Below are 20,019 nucleotides of genomic sequence, written 5' to 3' on the forward strand. Positions count from 1 at the left end.
AGGATTGGCGCTCCTTATTAACCGGGATGGTGGATGAGTTCGCAATCGCCCAACACGGGCGCCGAGTCCGATAGCGTGGACAAGGCCGTGATCGGCTGGCGTGAATGGGTCAGCCTGCCGGAACTGGGCATCGACTGGATCAAGGCCAAGATCGACACCGGCGCGCGCACCTCGGCGCTGCATACCTTCCAGCTCGATGTGGGCCAGGAACACGGCGCCAAGGTCGCGCGTTTTGGCGTGCATCCGTTTCAGCGCGATAACGATACGATCACCTGGTGCAGCGCGCCGGTGGTGGACGAACGCAGCGTGCGCGATTCCGGCGGCCACCAGGAATGGCGGTTCGTGATCGAAACGCCGGTGCGCATGGCACAGCGCGAGTGGCCAATCGAGATTACTTTGACCGCGCGCGATACAATGTTGTTTCGCATGCTCCTCGGTCGAACGGCCATGCGTTATCTTCGGGTCGACCCGCTTGCTTCCTTTATTACCGGCCGGCCGCCGGAAGGCTGATCGCTATGCAAATTGCCATTATGTCGCGTAACCGCAACCTGTATTCCACGCGTCGGCTGGTCGAGGCCGGCAAATCGCGCGGTCACGAGGTCACGGTAATCGACCCGCTGCGCTGCTACATGAACATCGTTCCGCATGCGCCCGAAATCCACTACAAGGGCAAGCGCCTGGAAGGCTTCGATGCGGTCATCCCGCGTATCGGCGCCTCCATCACCTTCTATGCGACGGCGGTACTGCGCCAGTTCGAGATGATCGGCGTTTATCCGCTCAACGAGTCGGTGGCGATTTCGCGCTCGCGCGACAAGCTGCGCTCCATGCAGCTGCTGTGTCGCAAGGGCATCGGCCTGCCGGTGACCGGCTTTGCCCATTCGCCCGACGATACCGACGACCTGCTCGAGCTCGTGGGCGGCAATCAGTACGTGATCAAGCTCACCGAAGGCACGCAGGGCAAGGGCGTGGTGCTCACCGAAACCCGCGGCGCTGCCGAGTCGGTGATCGATGCCTTCCGCGGCCTGGACGCGCACTTTCTCGTGCAGGAGTTCGTCAAGGAAGCCAAGGGTGCGGATATTCGCTGTTTCGTGATCGGCGACAAGGTCGTGGCCTCCATGAAACGCCAGGGCAAGGAAGGCGAGTTCCGCTCCAACCTGCACCGCGGCGGCTCGGCCTCCGTGATCAAGATCACGCCCGAAGAACGCTCGACCGCGGTTCGCGCGGCCAAGATCATGGGTCTGAACGTGGCCGGCGTCGATCTGCTGCGCTCCAACCACGGCCCGGTGGTCATGGAAGTCAATTCCTCCCCCGGGCTCGAAGGCATCGAGACGGCCACCGGCAAGGATGTGGCCGGCCAGATCATCGGCTTCATCGAAACCTACTCGAAACGCGGCAAGACCCGTACTCGCGGCGGCGGCTGATTATCGGCCTGGCGCGAGCCACCCTCTCGGAAACGGCAGCGTTATCGGCGCTGCCGTTTTTCGATGCGCGTTGAGAACAGCCGACCACCCCGGCTGCCTGGTGCTGGATCAATAGAATTTCGAGCCTGCGTATGAGCGACGACAACAACAAGCAAAACCCTGCCGACGACAAGTACCGCGCCTTCGAAGCGCTGGAGATCGGCGGCCAGACCATCGAAGCCGGGACCCGAACGACGATCGATCTGCCGGTGACCGATCTCTACACCCACGCCAAACTCACCATGCCGGTCAACGTCATTCGGGGCCGGCGCCCCGGGCCGACGCTGTTCGTGTCGGCCGCGGTTCACGGTGACGAACTCAACGGCGTGGAGATCATCCGGCGGCTGCTCAAGCTGCGCGGCCTCAAACAGATGCGCGGCACCCTGATCGCGGTGCCGATCGTCAACGTGCACGGCTTTTTGCGCCACTCGCGATATCTGCCGGACCGGCGCGATCTCAACCGCTCGTTTCCGGGCTCGTCGAAGGGCTCGGTGGCCTCGCGTCTGGCCAAGGTATTCGTCGACGAGATTCTGGCCAAAGCCGACTACGGCATCGACCTGCATACCGGCGCTATCCATCGCGCCAATCTGCCACAGATTCGCGCCGATCTGTCCAACGAGGAAACACGGCGCCTGGCCGAGGCCTTCGGCTGCCCGCTGCTCATCGATGCCAGTCTGCGTGAAGGCTCGCCGCGCGAGCACGCCAACGAAAAAGGCGTGCCGCTGCTGCTCTACGAAGCGGGCGAGGCGCTACGCTTTGACGAGTTTTCCATTCGGGCCGGCGTACGCGGGGTTTCCGGCGTCATGCGCGAACTGGGCATGCTGCCCATGCGCGGCAAGCGCGCCCCGCACAAGTCCGTGGTCGCCCTCGATTCCAACTGGGAGCGCGCCCCCGAGTCCGGCATTCTGCGTTCGCTGGTCGAGCTGGGCGAATATGTCAGCAAGGATCAGGTGCTCGCCTATATCGCCGACCCGTTCGGCGAAACCGAGGTCGCGGTCACGTCCGAGCACTCGGGCATCGTGATCGGACGCTCCTACCTGCCGCTGGCCCATGCCGGCGACGCGCTGTACCACGTCGCCCGGGTCAAGGGCGCCCAGAAGCTCGCCAGCCGGGTCGAGGCCTACCAGTCCGATAACGAACCGGATAACTTCGACGACCGCGGCGAATCGGGCGAGCCGCCGATCGTCTAGGGAAGCGCTGCACAACCTGTAGCGATCGCGCCGGCCTGCTTTGCGCGTGATTGACAGACGAGTGAAAGCGTAGCGTGCCCAAACCGACAACAAGTGGCACGGTAGCGAACACTGACCCCGATCAAGCGTGCGCAAAGCCCCGGCCCCGCGAGGGGTTCGGCCGCAAAGACGCCGCGGCTGCGTTGCCAGGCTTGACCTGCCAGAAAGGCAGGCGCTGCGCCGGGGCGCCTTGCCGCACCGTCTGCGAAGACTCGAACGCGACCCGCGAGAGGCCGTGCAGCGCTTGCCTGGCAGCCTGCCGGCACGCCATGCCTAGTCGCTGAAGATCAGCACCACGCAGGCCGCGGTCAGCGCCCCCATGAGCGCGTTGAACACCCGCCACGATCTGGGCGAGCGCAGCCGCGCGCCCAGCGTACGACCGAACAACGCCCAGAAGGACACGCAGGGAAAGGCAACGGCTTCCATGAGCAGCGCCAGCAACAGGGCGTTGACCATCAGCGAGCCCTCGGCGGGGAGGAATGAAGCCGTCAGCGTCAGCCCCATGATCCAGGCCTTGGGGTTGGCGAACTGAAAGGCGGCGGCCTCCCAGGCGTTGAGCGGCCGCGCGGATTGCGTCGTATCCAGATTCGGCGGGGGCGCTGTGGCGATACGCCAGGCGAGATAGAGCAGATAGGCGCTGCCGGCAAGCCGCAGCACCCATTGCACGCTTTCATAGCGTTCGAACACGGCGCCCAGCCCCAGCGCGATAGCCATGAACAGCACCACGCAGCCGCCGAGAATACCGGCGATATGGGGCAGCGTACGGAGATAGCCATAGCGTGCGCCCGAAGCGGTCAGCATCAGGTTGTTCGGTCCCGGCGTGCCGGACATGGCCACGCTGAACAGGGCGATCGATAGCAGCCCGCTGAGCGTTGTCATGACGTGGATCGGTGGTGAGGCCCGGCGACAGGCCGGCGAAACGTATTGCGCGTGAACATGATTTCTGCTTAATTGTATGGGTTCAAAATAGCGATTCGGTTTTGAGTCGTACCGCTTATTCGAACTCTATAACGCATGAAGGCAGCGTCAATGTTTTTATTGTCACCATGACAATGTGGGTGCCCGTTCTATCCGGCGAGGGGCCACGCTACCGCCAGGTGGCCGATGCCATCGTGGCCGCCATCGGTACCGGTGAATTGGCGGAGGCCGAGAAGCTGCCGCCGCAGCGCCGGCTGGCCCATGCGCTGGGGGTCACCACCGGCACGATCACGCGGGCGTACGCCGAAGTGGAGCGGCGCGGCTTCGTACAGGCCCGTGTCGGCAGCGGTACGTATGTGTGCGCCGCGGTGGCCGATACGTTCACGCACGTCCGAGCGCAGGCTGATGCCGGACAGGTCGATCTGTCGCTGTCCCTGCCGCCACCCTGTGCCTTGCGAGCGCAGGGGCTGGGACGTGCCATGGCCGCGCTGCAGAACGACGTATCGGCGCTCACGCACGCCATGGACTACCAGCCTGAAGGCGGGTTGGCTATGCACCGTCGCGTCTATGCACGGTGGCTCACGCAGCTGGGCCTGCCCATGGCCGCCGATGAGCTGCTCATCGACCAGGGCGGCATGAACGGGATCTTTCTGAGCCTGTCGACCCTGCTGGCGCCGGGCGAGCGCCTCGCCGCCGAGATGCTGACCTATCCCGGCCTCATCAGCGTTGCCCAGCAGCTGGGTATACGCACGGTCGCGGTCGAGCACGATGACCAGGGCATCGATATCGATGCCCTGGTCATGCGCCACGAACGTCAGCCTTTCGCGGCGTTGTATGTCATGCCGGAGCATCAGAACCCGACCACCGCGGCCCTGTCGGAGTCGCGCCGTCAGGCGCTTGTAGCGCTCGCCCGCGAACGCGATTTCTGGTTGATCGAGGACGGCGTGCAATACATCCGCGAGCGGGCGACGCCGCTTTATCAGCTCGCGCCCGAGCGCACGGTCTATCTGTTTTCGGTGGCCAAGATGTTCGGCGGCGGTATGCGTTCGGGCGTGATTCGTGTACCGGCGGCGTTAAGCGCGCGCATGGCCGCAGCACTGCGCAACCAGAGCTGGATGCCGCCGCCGCTGATCGCCAGCCTGGTCTGTCGCTGGATCGAGAGCGGCGATGCCGATCGCTTATTGGCATGGCAGTGCGAGGAAATGGCCGCGCGCCATGCGCTGGTCGAAACGTATCTGGCAGGTTATGACTACAGCGGCCGGACGGACGGCTTTTATATCTGGCTGCGCTTGCCGGCCGGTCGGCGCGCGAACGGGTTTGTCGACGAGCTGGCCGAAAGCGGGATCCGCGTCACCCCGGCCGAGCCGTTCTGTGTGGGCAGCGAGCCGGCGCCGCAGGCGGTTCGTATTTGTATTAGCGCGGCAGCCGATCGCGAGGCACTGCAACGAGCCCTGGCCACGATCCGCGAGCGGCTGGATTCGCCGGGGCCGGCCGTGTGGCGCACGCTTTAGGGCGTGTCGTCGGCAACGGCGGGGGCGGAGATCAGCGCGCGTTGCGGTTGCCGGCGATGATCGCCATCACTGCCATGCGGATCGCGATGCCGTTGGTCACCTGTTCCAGAATCACCGATTGCTGGCCGTAGGCGATATCGGCGTTGATTTCCACGCCGCGGTTGATGGGCCCGGGGTGCATGATCAGCGCATCTTTTTTCGCATGGGCGAGATTGGCCGCGGTCAGGCCGAACTGCTGGTGGTAGTCGTCAACGCCGGCCAGGGCATCGCCCTCGATACGCTCGCGCTGGATGCGCAGGCCCATGACCACATCGGCATCGGCCAGGCCCTGGACGATATCGCCCAGGGCGGTCACGCCGAGCGTATCGGCATTGTCCGGCAGGAAATGTTCCGGGCCGACCACGCGAATATCGGTGGTGCCGAGCGTGCGCAGCGCGTGAATGGTGGAGTGGGCCACCCGCGAGTGGCGTACGTCGCCCACGATCGCCACGCGCAGGTTGGCGAAATCGGGCCGGTGGCGCCGAATGGTGAATACGTCGAGCAATGCCTGGGTGGGGTGGGCATGACTGCCGTCGCCGGCGTTGATGATTGCGACGTGCTCGGCCGCGTGGGCGGCAAACCGCGCTGCCGCGCCGTTTTCCGGGTGGCGGATGGCGAAGATGTCGGCGCCCATGGCCTGCAGGGTATAGAGCGTGTCGAGATCGTCCTCGCCCTTGGAGCGCGAGGAATGGGCCACGTCCATGTTGATCACGTCGGCCGACAGGCGCTTGCCCGCGAGCTCGAAGGTGGTGCGTGTACGTGTGGAGTTTTCGAAGAACAGGTTGAAGACCGTCTTGCCGCGTAGCAGCGGCACCTTTTTCGGGGCTGTGCCGGGCGTCGGTACGAACGTCTCGGCGGTGTCCAGGATCTGTTCGACCAGGGCGCGGGGCAGGCCCTCGGTGGTGATCAGATGGCGCAGGCCGCCGTTGGGATCGAGCTGAATATCCGGGCTCATGAACGGGCTCCATCGTTTGAACCAGGGGCGGATCGGCGCTGCAGTGCCTCAAGCAGGGCCATCGCCCGATCGGCCTGATCCAGCGGCACGAACAGATGATCGTGGCGCGTACCGGCCACGACGTTGCAGGCGATATCGGCCTCGGCAAGCACGCCGGCCACGGCAGCGGTCAGGCCGACCGCGGCCAGCGACGAGTAAACGTTGAGGGTGATCCAGCAGCAGCGCAGTTCGCTGGCATCGGCTGTGGGCGGTATGTCGGATTCCCGCGCCACGATCGAGATGCCCTCGGGTTCGTGCATGAAACACAGCACCCGCGCCAAGTCGATATCGTCGATACGGGCGACGCTTGCGAATCGATAGACGCCCGCCTGGCGTTCGGGACGCAGTCCTCGCAAAAGCCGGGCAAGATCGCGTTCGCCCTCGTCGCGGCCGAGCTGCGCCGGGCTCACTGCATGATCAGACGCAGCGGCTCGGGGCCGGTGAGTTTGATGCGTTCGCCCTTGGCAATATCCAGCTGCAGGCCAACGGCGTCCGGCGCGAAGGGCAGCTCGCGGGCGCCGCGATCGACCAGCACGGCCAGCTTCACCGCCGCGGGGCGGCCATAGTCGAACAGTTCGTTGAGCGCGGCCCGTACGGTCCGTCCGGTATAAAGCACATCGTCGACCAGGATCACCGTCTTGCCGTCGATATCGGCATCGATACGCGAGGGCCCCACGCTGGGGTGCAGGCCGATGGTGGAGAAATCGTCTCGATAGAAGCTGATATTGAGCGTGCCCAACGGCGCGGCCAGGGCGAAATGCCGATGCAGGCGCTCGGCGATCCAGGCGCCGCCGGTTTCCACGCCGACCATGACCGCGCTCGGATCCGCCGCGATCATGGGCGCCAGGGCCGATTCCAGGGCCGCTATCGCGGCATCCACGTCGAAAGTCCGGGACGTTGGGCTATCGGTAGGCGTCATGGTGTGGCTCTTTGCAGCGAAAAACAGGGGCAGACGAACGCATCACGACGGGCTGCCGTTGGCGAGCCAGCCTTCGAGGATGACCTGGGCGGCCATGGAGTCGGAATCGCCCTTGGCCAAACGCTTGCCACGGCTGCCGCTGGCGCGTGCGGTGCGCAGTCGTTCCATGGCCTCGATGGTGGAGAAGCGCTCGTCCATGGCATGCACGGGGATATCGAAATGCTCGCCGAGCTGGCGCATGAACTGTTGGGCGTTTTCGGTCATCGGCTGGCTCGAGCCGTCGTTGGCCAGGGGCAGGCCGACCACCAGCGCGCCCGGGCGCCACGCGGCCACGATACGGGTCAGGCCCTGCCAGTCCGGCCCGCCGCCGGCGTTGCTGTGGTGCAGGGTGGTCAAGGCCTGGGCATTGCCGGTAATCGCATTGCCTACGGCCACGCCGATGCGTTTTGTGCCGAAATCGAAGCCCAGCAATACGTTCGCATCACCGGCCATGGGCGTACTCCACGATGCTAGGCATGGCCGACCAGGCCCGATAGCTGATGCGCTTCCAGGCCGAGCAGGCGCGCGGCCGCGGCCCAGCGGCCTTCCACCGGCGTGGAGAAGATGATCTGGTCGCTGGCCGGTGTATTGAGCCAGCTGTTGGCGAGCATTTCGTCTTCGAGCTGGCCTTCGCCCCAGCCGGCATAGCCGAGGGTGATCAGATACTCGCTGGGGCCGAAGCCGTTGCCGATCGCTTCCAGCACGTCGCGCGAGGTGGTCAGGGCGAGACCGCCGCCCACCTTGAGCGTGGACTCCCACCGGCCCTCGTCGCGATGCAATACGAAGCCGCGCTCGGTCTGTACCGGGCCGCCCCAGTAGACCGGCTGCTTGGCCGGCACATGCGCTTCGATATCCATATGCCCGAGCATTTCGTGCACGGACAGATCGCTGGGTTTGTTGATCACCAGCCCCATGGCGCCGTCGTCGTTGTGCTCGGCGATGAAGGTCACGCTATCGGCGAAATCGCCGCCCACACGGCCCGGCATGGCAAGCAGGAACTGGTTGCGGAATATTCCATGTGTCATGGCGTCATTATCCGCCGAGCGCTTGCGTACGGGCAAATGAGCGCCCGGGCCATTCAATCGTTGCGACTGATTTCGTTCGAGTCGCCCGCCTCGAACAGCCAGTCGTAGGCAAAGCTCAGTTCGCTGGTGATCTCCTTGAGCGGCTCGTCAAAAGTCGGATAGGGCGCCGCACCGCGCACAATGGCAAGCGCGATGTTGTCGAGCGCGTCGTTGCCGGAGGAACGCAGCACGCGCACCGCGAGCAGGCTGCCGTCGGCGCGCACGCGCACGGCCATGGTCAGCCGTCGCGGCTGCGCGGCGTCCAGCAGTTCGGCCGGATAGCGGCGGCTGCCCCGTGCTTCGATTCGTTCCTGCCAGAGTTCGAGATAGGCCGCCCGCGCATCCCGGGCGGCCGCCGAGATCTGCGCAGGGCGGGGTTTTCGGATGATCTCGATCGCCGCGTTGGGGGTGGCGGGCGTATCCGGCGTTTGCGCTTGCGGCCGTGCTTCGGGCTCGGCGACCACCACGAAGCGGGTGAGGGTGCGTTCACCGGGGGGGTGAGAACGCGTATTCGGCGGGGTTTGCGACGGCGTATTGGCTAGCTGTGCACGCTGCGAAGCACGGGCGTCGCCCTGCTGGTTTTGGGCCGCGCGGATCGACGTATCCGGCGCGTTCACAGCCGCCTCGCCCACGCTGCGCGTGGCCGAAAGCAGGCGGGCGTCGTCCGGGTGGGTCTGCGACGAACCACTCGACCAGCCGAGCAGCAGGGCATGCAGGATCAGCGCGATCGCCAGGCAGAAACAGAACCGCGCGCGAACGCTGGACATGGGCTAGTTCAGCCGCAGCTCGATCGCGTCGAACAGCTTCGCGGCGATATTGATGCCGAACTGCTTGTCCAGCTCACGCACGCAGGTGGGGCTGGTGACGTTGATTTCGGTGAGCTTGTCGCCGATCACGTCCAGGCCCACGAACAGCAGGCCCTTTTCGCGCACATAGGGGCCGATCTCCTCGGCGATCGCCCGGTCGGCATCGGTAAGCGGACGGCCCACGCCGCGCCCGCCGGCGGCGAGGTTGCCGCGCAGTTCGCCTTCGGCCGGCACGCGTGCCAGCGCGTAATCCACCGGCACGCCGTCGACCACCAGAATACGTTTGTCGCCTTCCTTGATCGCCGGCAGGTAGGCCTGGGCCATCGCATAGCGACTGCCGTGTTCGGTGAGTACTTCCAGCACCACCGAAATATTGTCGTCGCCGGTCTTGACCCGAAAGATCCGCGAGCCACCCATGCCGTCGAGCGGTTTGATCACGGCATCGCCGTGTTCGGCGATAAAGCGCTTGAAGTCGGCGCTGCGGCGCGCCACCAGCGTGGGCGCGGTCAGATGGGCAAAGCGGTTGATCGACATCTTCTCGTTGACGTCGCGCAGCGCATCGCAGCGATTGACCACCAGCGTGCCTTCGTTTTCGGCCAGCTCGAGAATATAGGTGGCATAGATGTATTCGGTATCGAACGGCGGATCCTTGCGCATGAGGATGGTATCGAGATCGGCCAGGGCCAGAATCTCCGACTCGCCGGTAAAGCGATACCAGTCGTCGTTGTCGTCGAACACTTCCAGGCGGCGTCCCGTGCCGTAGCCCACGCCGTCGCGCACGAACAGATCGGACATCTCGAAATAGATGATTTCGTACTCGCGGCGCATGGCTTCGAGCAGCAATGCCAGGGTGGTGTCCTTGTAAGGGGTGATATCCGCGATGGGGTCCATCACGACGCCGAGACGGGTGGCCATGCCGCAGCTCCTGATACCGGACGCGCATCAGCGCGCCCAGCGATTGTCGAATAAGCGCGCATGGTAGCGCAGGCATGCCATGCCTGGCTTTCGTCCACGCAACCTGACGTCGCCGCGTTTTCTGCGAACACATGCCCGCGGGTGGGCGGGACGGCTTCGTTCCTTGAAGGCAACCACAGATTGCGCAGATTTAAGGGATTAAGAAAACGGCACTCTCTACCCTTACGTCTGCCCCAAGCCTCGTGCATGCGGACGTAGTACGAAGCGACCTCTCATGGAATCTGCGTTGATCTGCGAAATCCGCGGTTCCTGTCTTGTCTTAGAGGACGACTCGGGCCGCGAATGAACGCGAACGGGGCATGCAGTGTGAACGTGGGGCTTCGCGTTGGCTGGCTTCGTTCCTTGAAGGCAACCACAGATTGCGCAGATTTAGGGGATTGAAGAATGGGGCGCTTCCCGGCCTCGCACGTGCCCCAAGCCTCGTGCATGCCGACGTAGTGCGACGCGGCCTTTCACACAATCTGCGTCGATCTGCGAAATCTGCGGTTCCTGTCCTGTCTTGGAAGACGACTCGGACCGCGAATGCACGCGAATAAACGCGTATGAGGCATGCATTGTGAACGTGGGGCTTCGAGTGGACTGGCTTCGTTCCTTGAAGGCAACCGCAGATTACGCAGATTTTGGGGATTAAGAATGGGGCGTTTTCGGCGCTCGTGCTTGCCTCAAGCATCGTGCGTGCAGATAGAGCGCGAAGCGGCCTGTCAGACAATCTGCGTCGATCTGCGAAATCTGCGGTTCCTGTCCTGTTTTGGAAGACGACTCGGACCGCGAATGCACGCGAATAAACGCGTATGAGGCATGCATTGAGAACGTGCGGCTTTCGCGTTAGCTGGCTTCGTTCCTTGAAGGCAACCACAGATTGCGCAGATTTAGGGGATTAAGAAGAGGGCACTTTCTACTCTTACGCCTGCCTCAAGCATCATGCATGCCGACGTAGCGCGAAGCGGCCTGTCACACAATCTGCGTCGATCTGCGAAATCTGTGGTTCCTGCCTTGTCTTAGAGGACGACTCGGACCGCGAATGAACGAGAATAAACGCGAACGGGGCATGCAGTGTGAACGTGGGGCTTCGCGTTGGCTGGCCTCGTTCCTTGAAGGCAACCACAGATTGCACAGATTTAAGGGATTAAAAAGGGGGGCGTTTTCGGCCCTTTCACTTGCCTCAAGCTTCGTGCATGCGGACGTAGTGCGAACAGGCCTGTCACACAATCTGTGTCGATCTGCGAAATCTGTGGTTCCTGCCTTGTCTTAGAGGACGACTCGGACCGCGAATGCACGAGAATAAACGCGAACGGGGCATGCATGCCGACGTAGCGCGAAGTGGTCTGTCAGGCAATCTGTGTTGATCTGCGAAATCTGTGGTTCCTGTCTTTCGTTCAAAGACAGCACACCACTCGAAGCGCGCCTTGGCGGACAGTTACACCAGCAGCCAGTCCGGCGGATCCGAATTGGCGTTTCAGCCGCTCTACATCGGGCCGTGCGCTCAGGCAGCAGTCTTGAGTTGAGCCGGGGCTTGCCCGGACAGCTGGGTGACGATCTGCTGCAGGCGTCGTGCAGAGAATACTTCGACCCGATAACTGCGGATATATTCGGCAAGCTCGGGCCCGTGCACCATATTGGCTGGGCGCTCTGCGGGCAGGTTGCTGACGGTGACCAGCACCGGGCTGACGAAGCTGCGGTTTTCCTCGAGCAATTCCGCCACGTCCCGGGCCTGCTGTTCGCAACGGTCGACGGGGTTGTCGTCGTTCGCGGCATCCGCCATGGGTCGCGGGGCCCAGTCGGTGGAACCCAGGTCGTGGGCGATGCCGGCATCCAGCGGTTCGATGATGAAAAGCCCGCGGGTGCTGACCACCACCAGCCCGAGATGGATGAGCGCCGCCGGGGTCTGGACGGCCAGATTGCGCAGCACGATATAGCGACGCGAGCGCAGCATCCACCACCATGCGAGCACGGCGCGCCAACGCGACAGACGCACAACCATCGACGCATAATCGCGACGAACCACAAATCCGAGAGAAATCAGCGCTTTCACGGCAACTACTTAAGGCTGATGAACGACACGCGGCGGGCGCCGAGTGGGCTTCGAGACGGTATATTACGGCGCTTGCAAGCGCTTCTGAAGTACTTGGTAAATTAAATTTTCATGGCAGTTCGATAGCCGCGTTGAATGGTCTCGAAAGCCTGTTTCGAGCGGCTTTGCCAAGGGCTTCGCTTAAGGCTTTCGATCAGTCGGTTACCGCGCGAAACCAGAACAGTCCGGGCGTCACCCCCAGGCCGGCGAACACCAAGACGGCCGCCTGTAACGACAACTGACTCATCAGCACCCCGAACAAGGGTGCGCCCGCGGTCTGGCCGACGGCGATCGTGAGAAACCCGGCCATCAGGCCGGTCCCGGGACGGTCGGGCAGCGTCGTGGTGCCCCAGACCAGATAGACGCCGGTGAGCATCACGTAGGCCGCGCCGAACAGTGCGCCGCCGACGAGCGTGAGGGTGGGCGTGGTGAACGCCAGCCCGGTCATGCCGATACTGGCCACGAGCGCCACCAGGAACAATCGATGTACGGTATTGATGCCCAGGCGCGCGACCAGCCACCCGGCCGCGGCACCCAGGATGCCGGCCGCGCCGATCGCTATCCAGAGCATGCCGGTCAGCCGGGTGGACCAGTCGAGCCGTGCCTGTGCGATCTCGCCGCCAAACGACCAGAGCGCGGTGCTGGCCGCGCCCATGAGAAACGACGCCGCCACCAGCCGTAGCAGGTTGGCATGCAGCGGCGGCATACCCAGCCCGTCGATCCGACCGTTTTTCGAGCCGCGGGCCGGCAAGGCCAGGTAGGAGGCGACGCCCAACGCGGCGGCCGTGGCGGCGAAGATCATGAAAACGAGGCGCCACTGCTCACCGAGCCCCAGCGCGAACGGCCCCGACAGCGCCACGCCCGCGCTGGTGCCGGCGTTGATGATCGTGTTGGTGAGATCGCGACGTGCCGGGGCCACCGCGTAGGACACCGCCTCGGCCAATGGCGGCGAGGCCAGGCCGGTGCTGGTGCCGGCAAGAATGACGAATACCGCCAGCCATACCGGTGAAGTACAAACCGCGATGCCGACCAGACCCGCCGTCGCCACGGCCGCCGCGGCGACCGCGACGATGCGTGCCCCGAAACGCTCCGAGCAGCGGGCCGAGACGATGATGGCGACACAGTAGGCGGCAAAGGCGCCGCCGGATATGACGCCGGCCAGGCTGGCAGACAGCCCCAGATCGCTACGGATCTGGGGCAGGAACAGGCCGAAGGCAAAGCGGGCAAAGCCGTAGCAGACCGCGATCAGCCCGAAGCCGGTCGCGCCGATCCGAAGCGCGGGCGTCATGGCCGAGCCCGTGCGTTTACCAGCTGACAGGCACAGGTGCGTGCGGCTTCGATTACGGCCGCGCCGCGGTAGGTGGCAGCCGTGGTTGCCCCTTCGAACAGGGCCAGTATCTGATCGGCCAGTTGTGCATCCGCCTGGCCGGTTTCGCGCACGACCAGATCGGCGATGCGCTCGGTCAACTCCCGATGGTAGGCCGCGACCTCGGCGGCGATCTCCGGTATGTCGCCGCCAGTCTCGGCCTCGGCCCGGAAGAACAGGCAGCCGCGTATGCCTTCCGCGGCGAACCACTCGGCGAGCGAGTCGAACAGCGCGGTGGTCGTGCTGAAGTCGGTGTGTTCGAAGAAACGCCGATGGCGTTCCGCCAGTACCCGCGCCATCAACGCATTCTTGTTGCCCGCATGCTTGTAGACGGTTCGACTCGAAAGCCGCGCTTCGCGAACCAGTTTGCCCATGCCGGTGGCATTGAAACCGTTGCGATCGAACAGGCGTTCTGCAGCCGCCAGCAGCTGTTGATCAATATCCATGCGCTCAATGTAAAACGATCGTTTTACATGCGTCAATCTTGTGGCCCCTCACTGCGAGACCCGCTGCCGTGCGCAGAACGCGGATGTGCGACTGGCGGGAATGCGACGCAGGTCGGTTCGGCCACCGCGGGCGCAGGCCGTAGCGCTCGCGAATGAATGCCTGGAAAGCGCCAGAAGTCGCGGCGTGGCGTGCGGAACCGGCCTAGGGAAGCTCTGCACGACCTGTCGCGATCCGCGAGAGGCTATGCAGAGTTTATCTAGCCGGCCAGATCGCCCCAGAGCGACTGCAGCGCGGCGAGTGCCGCCATGCCCGCGGTTTCTGTACGCAGTACGCGCGGGCCGAGGGTGATGGGCTGCCAGCCGGCGGCTTCTGCGCTGGCGATTTCGGCCTCGGACAGGCCCGATTCGGGGCCGATGAGCAGGGTCATGCGCGTGTTTTTCGCCAGCGCGGTCAGGCCCGTGGTGGCGGTGGGGGCGAGCATCAGTCGCAGGGCATCGGCGTGCGCGTCTTCATCGAGTACCTGCGCCAGGTTAATGGCCGGTTGAAGCGGCGGGCATACAAGCCGGCCGCTCTGTTCGGCGGCGGATTCGACCACGGCCTGCCAGTGCGCCTGTTTCTTGGCGAGCCGGTCACCTTCGAGCTTGACCTTGCCGCGTTCGGTGAACACGGGGCGGATCGCGGTCACGCCCAGTTCCACCGCCTTGGCCAGGGCGAAGTCCATGCGATCACCGCGTGCGATGGCCTGATAGAGGGTGATCGACAACGGCGATTCGCGTTCCGGCGTATCCCGGGTTTCGATCGCCAGCGTCATGCGCTTGCGCCCCGCCTCGCGGATGCGCGCCCCGTATTCATGGCCATCGCCGTTGAACAGCGTAACCGCTGCGTCGCTGTCGAGGCGCAGCACGGTGGCCAGATGATGGCGCTTGGCATCGGCCAGTTCGATTACCTCGCCGACCGCGAGCGGGGTCTCGACGAACACCCGAGGGACGTGGGCCCGGCGACTCATGCCAGCGTCTTGATCAGCACCGCCGAGTTGCGCTGATAGTTGTAGAGGGCGCGCTTGGCCAGAGGCAGGGCATCCAGATCGGCCGGGGCAAAGCCGTGTTCGACGAACCAGTGCGGCGTCTTTGTGGTGAGTACGAAGATGCGTGCAAGGCCTGCTGCCCGTGCACGCCGCTCGACCTCGACCAGCAATCGCTCGGCCCGGTCCTGGCCACGATAGTCCGGATGCACGGCGACGCAGGCCAGTTCGCCCACGCCTTCTTCGGCATAGGGCATGAGCGAGCAACAGGCCGTGATCAGGCCGTCGCGTTCCAGCACCACGTAGTGGCCGATGTCCAGCTCGATCTGTTCGCGCGAACGTGCGACCAGAATGCCCGCCTCGGCCAGCGGCTCGATGAGCGCGAGCACGCCGCCGAGATCGTCGGCGGTCGCGGTACGGGTGATGTCGTAGGTGTCGGCGGCGATCATGGTGCCGGCGCCGTCGCGGGAATACAGCTCGCGCAGCAACGCGCCGTCGGTATCGAAGCTCACCAGATGGGCCCGGGCCACGCCTGCCTGGCAGGCGTTGATCGCGGCCTGCAGGCGAGCGCGATCGGCGGCCTGCAACGGCGCGGATTCGGTCGCCAGCAGCCGTCGTGCGGTCTGGATATCCAGCTCGGCCGGGGTATCGGCAAACCGTTCGTGCAGAGAGGCGCCCGGGTGCAGCACGACGAATTTGTCGGCGGCCAGGGCCGTGGCGGTCGCGGTCGCCACCTCTTCGGCATACAGGTTGAAGATTTCGCCGGACGGCGAATAACCCACGCAGGACATCAGCACGATGGTGCCGCGCTCCAGATGGTCATTGATGCTGGCCACGTCGATACGCCGGACTTCGCCGGTATGGCCGTGATCGATACCGCCGGCAATGCCCACGGGCCGTGCGGTCACCAGATTGCCGCTGGCGGTCACGATGCGTGCGCCGCCCATGGGCGTGCTCGCCAGGCTGGTTGACAGCAGCGCCTCCATATCCATCTGCAGGCTGCCGACCGCGCGTTTCACGCAGGCAAGTGCTGCGCTGTCGGTCACGCGCACGCCATCGACGAAGCGGGTGGCAAGCCCGGCATCGGCCAGCGCGGCATCGATCTGCGGGCGCGCGCCGAACACGATCACCAGCCGAACGCCCAGGCTCGCCAGGAGGGCGATGTCGTAGACCAGATCGGCAAAAGCTGGCGATGCCGCGGCCTCGCCGGGCACATGGATCACGAAAGTGCGCCCGCGGTGGGCATGCACATAGGGCGCGCTCGCGCGCAGCGAGGCGACCATGTCGGGGTGGCGCGGTTCTTCGGCGCGCTCGGGCGCGACCGGCTGCGGGGCAGTGTGCGGCGTGTTCATCCCGATATTATGCGGGTGTCGCGGCTAGCGGGCGAGGCAGAAGCGCTCGATGAGCCCGTGCAGGATGCGTTGCATCGGCGCGATGCGTTCCAGGGCGAGATATTCGTTGGGCTGATGCGCCTGGGCGATATCGCCCGGGCCGAGCACCACGCTGTCCATGCCCATGGCATTGTAGAACGAGCCTTCGGTGCCGAAATCGACGGCCGCCGCGGCCTGGCCGGACAAATCCTCGCAGGCGGTGACGATCGGCGAGTCGCCGGCGGTCTCGAAAGCCGGCGTGCCGGTGAACAGCTCGCGAAAATGCAGCGTGCAATCGCTATCGGCGAGCGCGGCGGCCACGCGTTCATGCAGTTCCGCTCGCAGGCCGTCGATGGTCATGCCGGGCAGAAAACGCAGGTCCATGTCCAGCCGGCAGCGGGCCGGAATGCGATTGGCGTTGTCGCCGCCAGAGATCGCGCCCAGGTTGAGCGTGGCATGGGGTACGGGAAAACCGGCGATGCGCTGGCGTTCCACCAGTTCGTCACGCAGGGCGCGAATCGCGCTCAGTGCCCGGTACATGCCCTCGATGGCGTTCGCGCCCAGGGCCGGGTTGCTCGAATGCCCGGAGGCGCCGTGCACCTCCAGCGTTTCCATGAAGATGCCCTTGTGCTGGCGAATGGGTACCAGATTGGTGGGCTCGCCGATCACGCAGTAGCGGCCCGGGCGCCGACCGTGCTCTCGGTGGGCATCGAGCAGGGCACGGGCGCCGTCCATGCCGCATTCCTCGTCGGCCGATACCAGCAGGCTCACGGGTGCGGCCAGTTTTTCGGCCGCGTATTCGCTGGCCACGGCGGCGGCGATCGCGATGAAGCCTTTCATGTCACAGGTGCCCAGGCCGTAGAGTCGACCATCGCGCTCGGTCAGGCTAAAGGGGTCGCTGTGCCAGCCGTTATCGTCATAGGGCACGGTATCGATATGTCCGGCGAACACCAGGCCGTGTTCACCGGTCGGGTCGTCAGCGCCCAGGCGTGCGACGAGGTTCACCTTGTCGTCGCGGTCGGGCATGGGGGTGATCGTGCAGGCAAAACCGGCCTGCTCGAGCCGATCGGCCAGGTCTTCGACGGCGGCGCGATTGCCGCAATCGAAGTTCGGATTGTCGCTGCTGATGGTGCGATGGCCGATCAGCGTGGAGAGCGTTTGTTGCCAGTCGAGTACGGTCATATGCGGTTCTATCGTGGGCCTGCGCCGGGCCTGTCATCTTCGGAACACCGCATGGTATACCGGCGGTTCGAAACCTGATGAAATCATGCGGCGTAAGCCAGGTTGGATATTCACGTATGAGGGTTACAAAACCAATGCGATTGTTTAAGACACCGGTAGCAGCGTTGCTGCTTGCCGCCAGCCTCGGCGTGGCGGGTTCGCCGGCTGCGTTCGCCGCCGAGCAGAAGATCTTCATCGACCCGGAAACCGGCGAAATCGTCGCGCCGCCGGCGGAAAAGCGGGAAGCCCCGAAACCGGGTGAGGCCGCGCAGAAGACGCGCGCCCCGGCGCCGAAGGCCTGGACGAACAGCGAAGGCGCACAGATGTTGACCCCCCGTTTTGAATCCGCGCCGCGCACGCGCGCGGTGCGTTGCGCGGACGGCAGTCTGCATATGGGCCACGTTGGCCACGACGAAGCCAGCGATGGCACGGAGGCGTTATGCGCTACGCACGATCGTTAGCCGGAGCCACAACGCTCGGCATGGCCCTGCTGTTCGGCACGGCCTCGACCGCCAGCGCGGCCGACATGGTGCTGGTCGTCAACGACGGCCCGGACAGCGGCTTCAACGACCCCACGCCGGTCGCACCGGAAGGTGGCAATAACGGTGCCACGCTGGGACAGCAGCGCCGTATCGCCTTTCAGTACGCCGCCGATATCCTGGGCAGCCGAATTGACAGCAGGGTGCCGATTCGCATCGTCGCCGACTTCGACGAGACGTTGAGCTGCGACCGCGAGAGCGCGACCTTGGGCGCGGCCGGGCCGATAACCTACGTCGCCAATTTCACCACGACGAGCCGCGCGCGAAGCAACGTCTTCTATCCGCTGGCGCTGGCGAATGCCCTGCGTGGTTCGCGGGTGCCGGATACGGCAAACGATATCCGTGCCACGTTCAATCCGACTCTCGACGAGGGCACCAATTGCCTGGAGAGCGCCAGCTGGTACTACGGTATCGACGGCGTAACGCCCAGCGACCGCCCGAGCTTCGTAAGCACGGTAGAACACGAACTCACGCACGGCGTGGGCTTCATATCGCTGGTGGCACTGACCGACGACGCCAACTCGCGAGCCGGTCAGTTTCCGCAGACCAGCGACGGCGGCGCACGCTTGCCCGATATTTACAGCACCTTCATCCAGGATCTGTCCTTCCCCAACGACCCGCTTTGGACCGATCTCACCGACGAGCAGCGTGCCCGGTCCTTGACCAACGGCGAAAACGTGGTCTGGAGCGATATCAATACCGGCAGCCGCGCGGCCAGTATCCTCACCGCCGGTCTTAAGGAAGGCCGGGTCAAGCTGTATGCGCCGTCGCCTGTCAGTCCCGGCAGCTCGATCTCGCACTGGGACGAGTCGCTTTCTCCGGACCAGATCATGGAGCCTTTTGCCACCGGCAACGACGATGTCGCCAGCGGCATCGGTCTGACCACCTGCGTGCTTGAAGACATCGGCTGGACGCTCGCCAACGGTGCGCGCTGCCCGGACGAAGCCGATCAGGCGATCGCGAATCCGCAGGAGCCCGAGGAAGAGCCCACTGAGCCGGTGACCGAGCCGGTCGTGAGCACGGGTGGTTCTTCAAGTTCGAACAGCAGCAGTGGCAGCGGCGGCGGCTGTACGCTGACCGGCGAAGGCCGTTTCGACCCGCTATGGGCCTTGTTGCTCGCGGTGGGCGCGTTCGGGGTCTGTCGCCGTCGTCGGCTCGTCTGACCCGCCGGCGCGGTCGCCGGGCCGCGACCCGGTCTATGCGGCGGCGCTTGTCGCCGCCGTGCCCGCGCTCTGGCTGATCACGCTCGCCACGCCAGCGCAGTTTGTACTGCGCTGGCCGGGCTTTCCGGTTCTGATCATGGCGGTCGGGGTTCTGCCCCTGCTCGAAGAAATCGTGTTCCGGCTCGGCGTGCACGACTGGCTGCGTGGGCACATCCGTGCGCGTTGGGGGCCGCTGAGCGCGGCCAATCTCTTCACCGCCGCGTTGTTTGCGGTCGCCCATCTGCTCGCCCATCCGCCGGCCTGGGCGCTGGCGACCTTTTTTCCCGCGCTCGTATTCGGCGCGCTCTGGGAGCGTCACGCCCGGCTGTGGTCGCCGGTGAGCGTGCATGCCTTCTATAACCTCGTCTATTTCTGCTGTCTGGGCGCTGGATAGCGACTGGCGGATCGAGGCGCGGGACGCAGGCTTTAAGCCCGCCAAGCATAATCGCGCACGGCAGGCTATGCGCCGGGTCAACGGCCGGCTTTGCTACCATGCCGTATTGCAAAAAAGCAGCGCGACATGAGCCAAGGCAACAGCCAGAACAATATCTTCGACGCCCTCCAGGTGGGCCTGACCCAGGCCGAGTCGGTACAGACGCCGGGCGAGGTGCACGGCACGCTTACCGGCATGCTCTGTGTCGATAACGAAATCAGCGGCGCGCGGGCCGTCGAAGACGTCAAGAACGACAAGATCGAAGGCGCGCTGGATGCCCTGCGCGAGATGACGCTCGAAGGCCTGTTCGATCCGGACCTGAGTTTTACGCCGCTGCTGCCGGGCGACGACGTCGATCTGGAACGGCGCGTGCAGGCGCTGGCGCGCTGGTGTGC

The 20,019-nt window shown here is 64.8% G+C and carries 22 protein-coding genes; 8 read left to right on the plus strand and 14 right to left on the minus strand.

What is annotated here, in order from left to right; all coding sequences use genetic code 11:
• The first annotated feature begins 33 nt into the window (after positions 1-33).
• From CMN27_RS03185 to CMN27_RS03195, 3 genes are all read left to right on the plus strand, one after another.
• Positions 34-510: a RimK/LysX family protein gene (locus CMN27_RS03185; RefSeq protein WP_293623962.1), complete on the plus strand. Its 477-nt coding sequence runs from the start codon at positions 34-36 to the stop codon at positions 508-510.
• A gap of 5 nt (positions 511-515) precedes the next feature.
• Positions 516-1,421, plus strand: a complete 906-nt coding sequence (gene rimK, locus CMN27_RS03190) for a 30S ribosomal protein S6--L-glutamate ligase (protein WP_293623963.1) — start codon at positions 516-518, stop codon at positions 1,419-1,421.
• A 131-nt stretch (positions 1,422-1,552) separates the two neighbouring features.
• Positions 1,553-2,650: a succinylglutamate desuccinylase/aspartoacylase family protein gene (locus tag CMN27_RS03195; protein ID WP_293623964.1), complete on the plus strand. Its 1,098-nt coding sequence runs from the start codon at positions 1,553-1,555 to the stop codon at positions 2,648-2,650.
• 312 nt (positions 2,651-2,962) lie between these two features.
• On the opposite strand, the gene CMN27_RS03200 is transcribed toward CMN27_RS03195, so the two are convergent.
• Entirely contained in the window at positions 2,963-3,568 is a 606-nt protein-coding gene (locus tag CMN27_RS03200; protein WP_293623965.1) for a LysE family translocator, read from the minus strand.
• A gap of 173 nt (positions 3,569-3,741) precedes the next feature.
• Between CMN27_RS03200 and CMN27_RS03205 the strand changes: the two genes are divergently transcribed.
• Positions 3,742-5,118, plus strand: coding sequence for a PLP-dependent aminotransferase family protein (locus CMN27_RS03205; RefSeq protein ID WP_293623966.1), 1,377 nt, complete (start codon positions 3,742-3,744; stop codon positions 5,116-5,118).
• A gap of 31 nt (positions 5,119-5,149) precedes the next feature.
• On the opposite strand, the gene CMN27_RS03210 is transcribed toward CMN27_RS03205, so the two are convergent.
• From CMN27_RS03210 to argE, 13 genes are all read right to left on the minus strand, one after another.
• Positions 5,150-6,112, minus strand: a complete 963-nt coding sequence (locus CMN27_RS03210) for an aspartate carbamoyltransferase catalytic subunit (RefSeq protein ID WP_293623967.1) — start codon at positions 6,110-6,112, stop codon at positions 5,150-5,152.
• The gene (locus tag CMN27_RS03215; RefSeq protein ID WP_293623968.1) at positions 6,109-6,561 is read right to left on the minus strand and encodes an ACT domain-containing protein; all 453 of its coding nucleotides are present in this window, start codon (positions 6,559-6,561) and stop codon (positions 6,109-6,111) included. The genes CMN27_RS03210 and CMN27_RS03215 overlap by 4 nt, the downstream gene beginning before the upstream one ends.
• Positions 6,558-6,989: a bifunctional pyr operon transcriptional regulator/uracil phosphoribosyltransferase PyrR gene (pyrR, locus tag CMN27_RS03220; RefSeq protein WP_366515394.1), complete on the minus strand. Its 432-nt coding sequence runs from the start codon at positions 6,987-6,989 to the stop codon at positions 6,558-6,560. Before pyrR ends, CMN27_RS03215 begins: the two co-directional genes overlap by 4 nt.
• A gap of 123 nt (positions 6,990-7,112) precedes the next feature.
• Positions 7,113-7,562 carry a Holliday junction resolvase RuvX gene (ruvX, locus tag CMN27_RS03225; RefSeq protein ID WP_293623970.1) on the minus strand — a complete coding sequence of 150 codons (450 nt, stop codon included), beginning with the start codon at positions 7,560-7,562 and terminating at the stop codon, positions 7,113-7,115.
• A 17-nt stretch (positions 7,563-7,579) separates the two neighbouring features.
• Positions 7,580-8,134, minus strand: a complete 555-nt coding sequence (locus CMN27_RS03230; protein WP_293623971.1) for a YqgE/AlgH family protein — start codon at positions 8,132-8,134, stop codon at positions 7,580-7,582.
• A gap of 53 nt (positions 8,135-8,187) precedes the next feature.
• A complete protein-coding gene (locus tag CMN27_RS03235) occupies positions 8,188-8,940 on the minus strand; it encodes a TonB family protein (protein WP_293623972.1) in 753 nt (250 codons plus the stop codon).
• 3 nt (positions 8,941-8,943) lie between these two features.
• The gene (gene gshB / locus CMN27_RS03240) at positions 8,944-9,894 is read right to left on the minus strand and encodes a glutathione synthase (protein WP_293623973.1); all 951 of its coding nucleotides are present in this window, start codon (positions 9,892-9,894) and stop codon (positions 8,944-8,946) included.
• 1,543 nt (positions 9,895-11,437) lie between these two features.
• Complete coding sequence (locus CMN27_RS03245) at positions 11,438-11,935, minus strand: hypothetical protein (RefSeq protein WP_293623974.1); 498 nt, start codon at positions 11,933-11,935, stop codon at positions 11,438-11,440.
• 244 nt (positions 11,936-12,179) lie between these two features.
• Positions 12,180-13,313, minus strand: coding sequence for an MFS transporter (locus CMN27_RS03250; RefSeq protein ID WP_293623975.1), 1,134 nt, complete (start codon positions 13,311-13,313; stop codon positions 12,180-12,182).
• Positions 13,310-13,837: a TetR/AcrR family transcriptional regulator gene (locus tag CMN27_RS03255; RefSeq protein ID WP_293623976.1), complete on the minus strand. Its 528-nt coding sequence runs from the start codon at positions 13,835-13,837 to the stop codon at positions 13,310-13,312. The genes CMN27_RS03250 and CMN27_RS03255 overlap by 4 nt, the downstream gene beginning before the upstream one ends.
• 257 nt (positions 13,838-14,094) lie before the next feature.
• Complete coding sequence (locus CMN27_RS03260; RefSeq protein ID WP_293623977.1) at positions 14,095-14,844, minus strand: 16S rRNA (uracil(1498)-N(3))-methyltransferase; 750 nt, start codon at positions 14,842-14,844, stop codon at positions 14,095-14,097.
• A complete protein-coding gene (gene argA / locus CMN27_RS03265) occupies positions 14,841-16,211 on the minus strand; it encodes an amino-acid N-acetyltransferase (RefSeq protein WP_293623978.1) in 1,371 nt (456 codons plus the stop codon). Before argA ends, CMN27_RS03260 begins: the two co-directional genes overlap by 4 nt.
• 24 nt (positions 16,212-16,235) lie before the next feature.
• Entirely contained in the window at positions 16,236-17,411 is a 1,176-nt protein-coding gene (gene argE, locus CMN27_RS03270) for an acetylornithine deacetylase (RefSeq protein WP_293623979.1), read from the minus strand.
• Positions 17,412-17,575: 164 nt separating this feature from the next.
• Between argE and CMN27_RS03275 the strand changes: the two genes are divergently transcribed.
• The 4 genes from CMN27_RS03275 to CMN27_RS03290 all read left to right on the plus strand — a co-directional run.
• Positions 17,576-17,911: a hypothetical protein gene (locus tag CMN27_RS03275; protein ID WP_293623980.1), complete on the plus strand. Its 336-nt coding sequence runs from the start codon at positions 17,576-17,578 to the stop codon at positions 17,909-17,911.
• A gap of 20 nt (positions 17,912-17,931) precedes the next feature.
• Positions 17,932-19,152: a JDVT-CTERM domain-containing protein gene (locus CMN27_RS03280; RefSeq protein WP_293623981.1), complete on the plus strand. Its 1,221-nt coding sequence runs from the start codon at positions 17,932-17,934 to the stop codon at positions 19,150-19,152.
• A gap of 58 nt (positions 19,153-19,210) precedes the next feature.
• On the plus strand, positions 19,211-19,585 hold the full coding sequence (gene mrtJ / locus CMN27_RS03285) for a JDVT-CTERM system glutamic-type intramembrane protease (RefSeq protein ID WP_293623982.1): 375 nt from the start codon (positions 19,211-19,213) through the stop codon (positions 19,583-19,585).
• A gap of 126 nt (positions 19,586-19,711) precedes the next feature.
• Positions 19,712-20,019: UPF0149 family protein (locus CMN27_RS03290; RefSeq protein ID WP_293623983.1), on the plus strand; the 308-nt coding region annotated here is incomplete at its 3' end.

Origin of the sequence: Salinisphaera sp. (assembly GCF_002729955.1) — a bacterium.
In the GTDB taxonomy this organism is placed as follows: domain Bacteria; phylum Pseudomonadota; class Gammaproteobacteria; order Nevskiales; family Salinisphaeraceae; genus Salinisphaera.

Bases quoted from the DNA above. Each gene is read 5' to 3' on its own strand.
- argE (WP_293623979.1), bottom strand. From the start codon at position 17,411: ATGACCGTACTCGACTGGCAACAAACGCTCTCCACGCTGATCGGCCAT.
- CMN27_RS03250 (WP_293623975.1), bottom strand. From the start codon at position 13,313: ATGACGCCCGCGCTTCGGATCGGCGCGACCGGCTTCGGGCTGATCGCG.
- CMN27_RS03260 (WP_293623977.1), bottom strand. From the start codon at position 14,844: ATGAGTCGCCGGGCCCACGTCCCTCGGGTGTTCGTCGAGACCCCGCTC.
- CMN27_RS03235 (WP_293623972.1), bottom strand. From the start codon at position 8,940: ATGTCCAGCGTTCGCGCGCGGTTCTGTTTCTGCCTGGCGATCGCGCTG.
- CMN27_RS03185 (WP_293623962.1), top strand. From the start codon at position 34: ATGAGTTCGCAATCGCCCAACACGGGCGCCGAGTCCGATAGCGTGGAC.
- CMN27_RS03280 (WP_293623981.1), top strand. From the start codon at position 17,932: ATGGCCCTGCTGTTCGGCACGGCCTCGACCGCCAGCGCGGCCGACATG.
- gshB (WP_293623973.1), bottom strand. From the start codon at position 9,894: ATGGCCACCCGTCTCGGCGTCGTGATGGACCCCATCGCGGATATCACC.
- argA (WP_293623978.1), bottom strand. From the start codon at position 16,211: ATGAACACGCCGCACACTGCCCCGCAGCCGGTCGCGCCCGAGCGCGCC.
- CMN27_RS03200 (WP_293623965.1), bottom strand. From the start codon at position 3,568: ATGACAACGCTCAGCGGGCTGCTATCGATCGCCCTGTTCAGCGTGGCC.
- CMN27_RS03195 (WP_293623964.1), top strand. From the start codon at position 1,553: ATGAGCGACGACAACAACAAGCAAAACCCTGCCGACGACAAGTACCGC.
- rimK (WP_293623963.1), top strand. From the start codon at position 516: ATGCAAATTGCCATTATGTCGCGTAACCGCAACCTGTATTCCACGCGT.
- pyrR (WP_366515394.1), bottom strand. From the start codon at position 6,989: ATGATCGCGGCGGATCCGAGCGCGGTCATGGTCGGCGTGGAAACCGGC.
- CMN27_RS03230 (WP_293623971.1), bottom strand. From the start codon at position 8,134: ATGACACATGGAATATTCCGCAACCAGTTCCTGCTTGCCATGCCGGGC.
- CMN27_RS03210 (WP_293623967.1), bottom strand. From the start codon at position 6,112: ATGAGCCCGGATATTCAGCTCGATCCCAACGGCGGCCTGCGCCATCTG.
- CMN27_RS03205 (WP_293623966.1), top strand. From the start codon at position 3,742: ATGTGGGTGCCCGTTCTATCCGGCGAGGGGCCACGCTACCGCCAGGTG.
- CMN27_RS03245 (WP_293623974.1), bottom strand. From the start codon at position 11,935: ATGGTTGTGCGTCTGTCGCGTTGGCGCGCCGTGCTCGCATGGTGGTGG.
- CMN27_RS03255 (WP_293623976.1), bottom strand. From the start codon at position 13,837: ATGGATATTGATCAACAGCTGCTGGCGGCTGCAGAACGCCTGTTCGAT.
- ruvX (WP_293623970.1), bottom strand. From the start codon at position 7,562: ATGGCCGGTGATGCGAACGTATTGCTGGGCTTCGATTTCGGCACAAAA.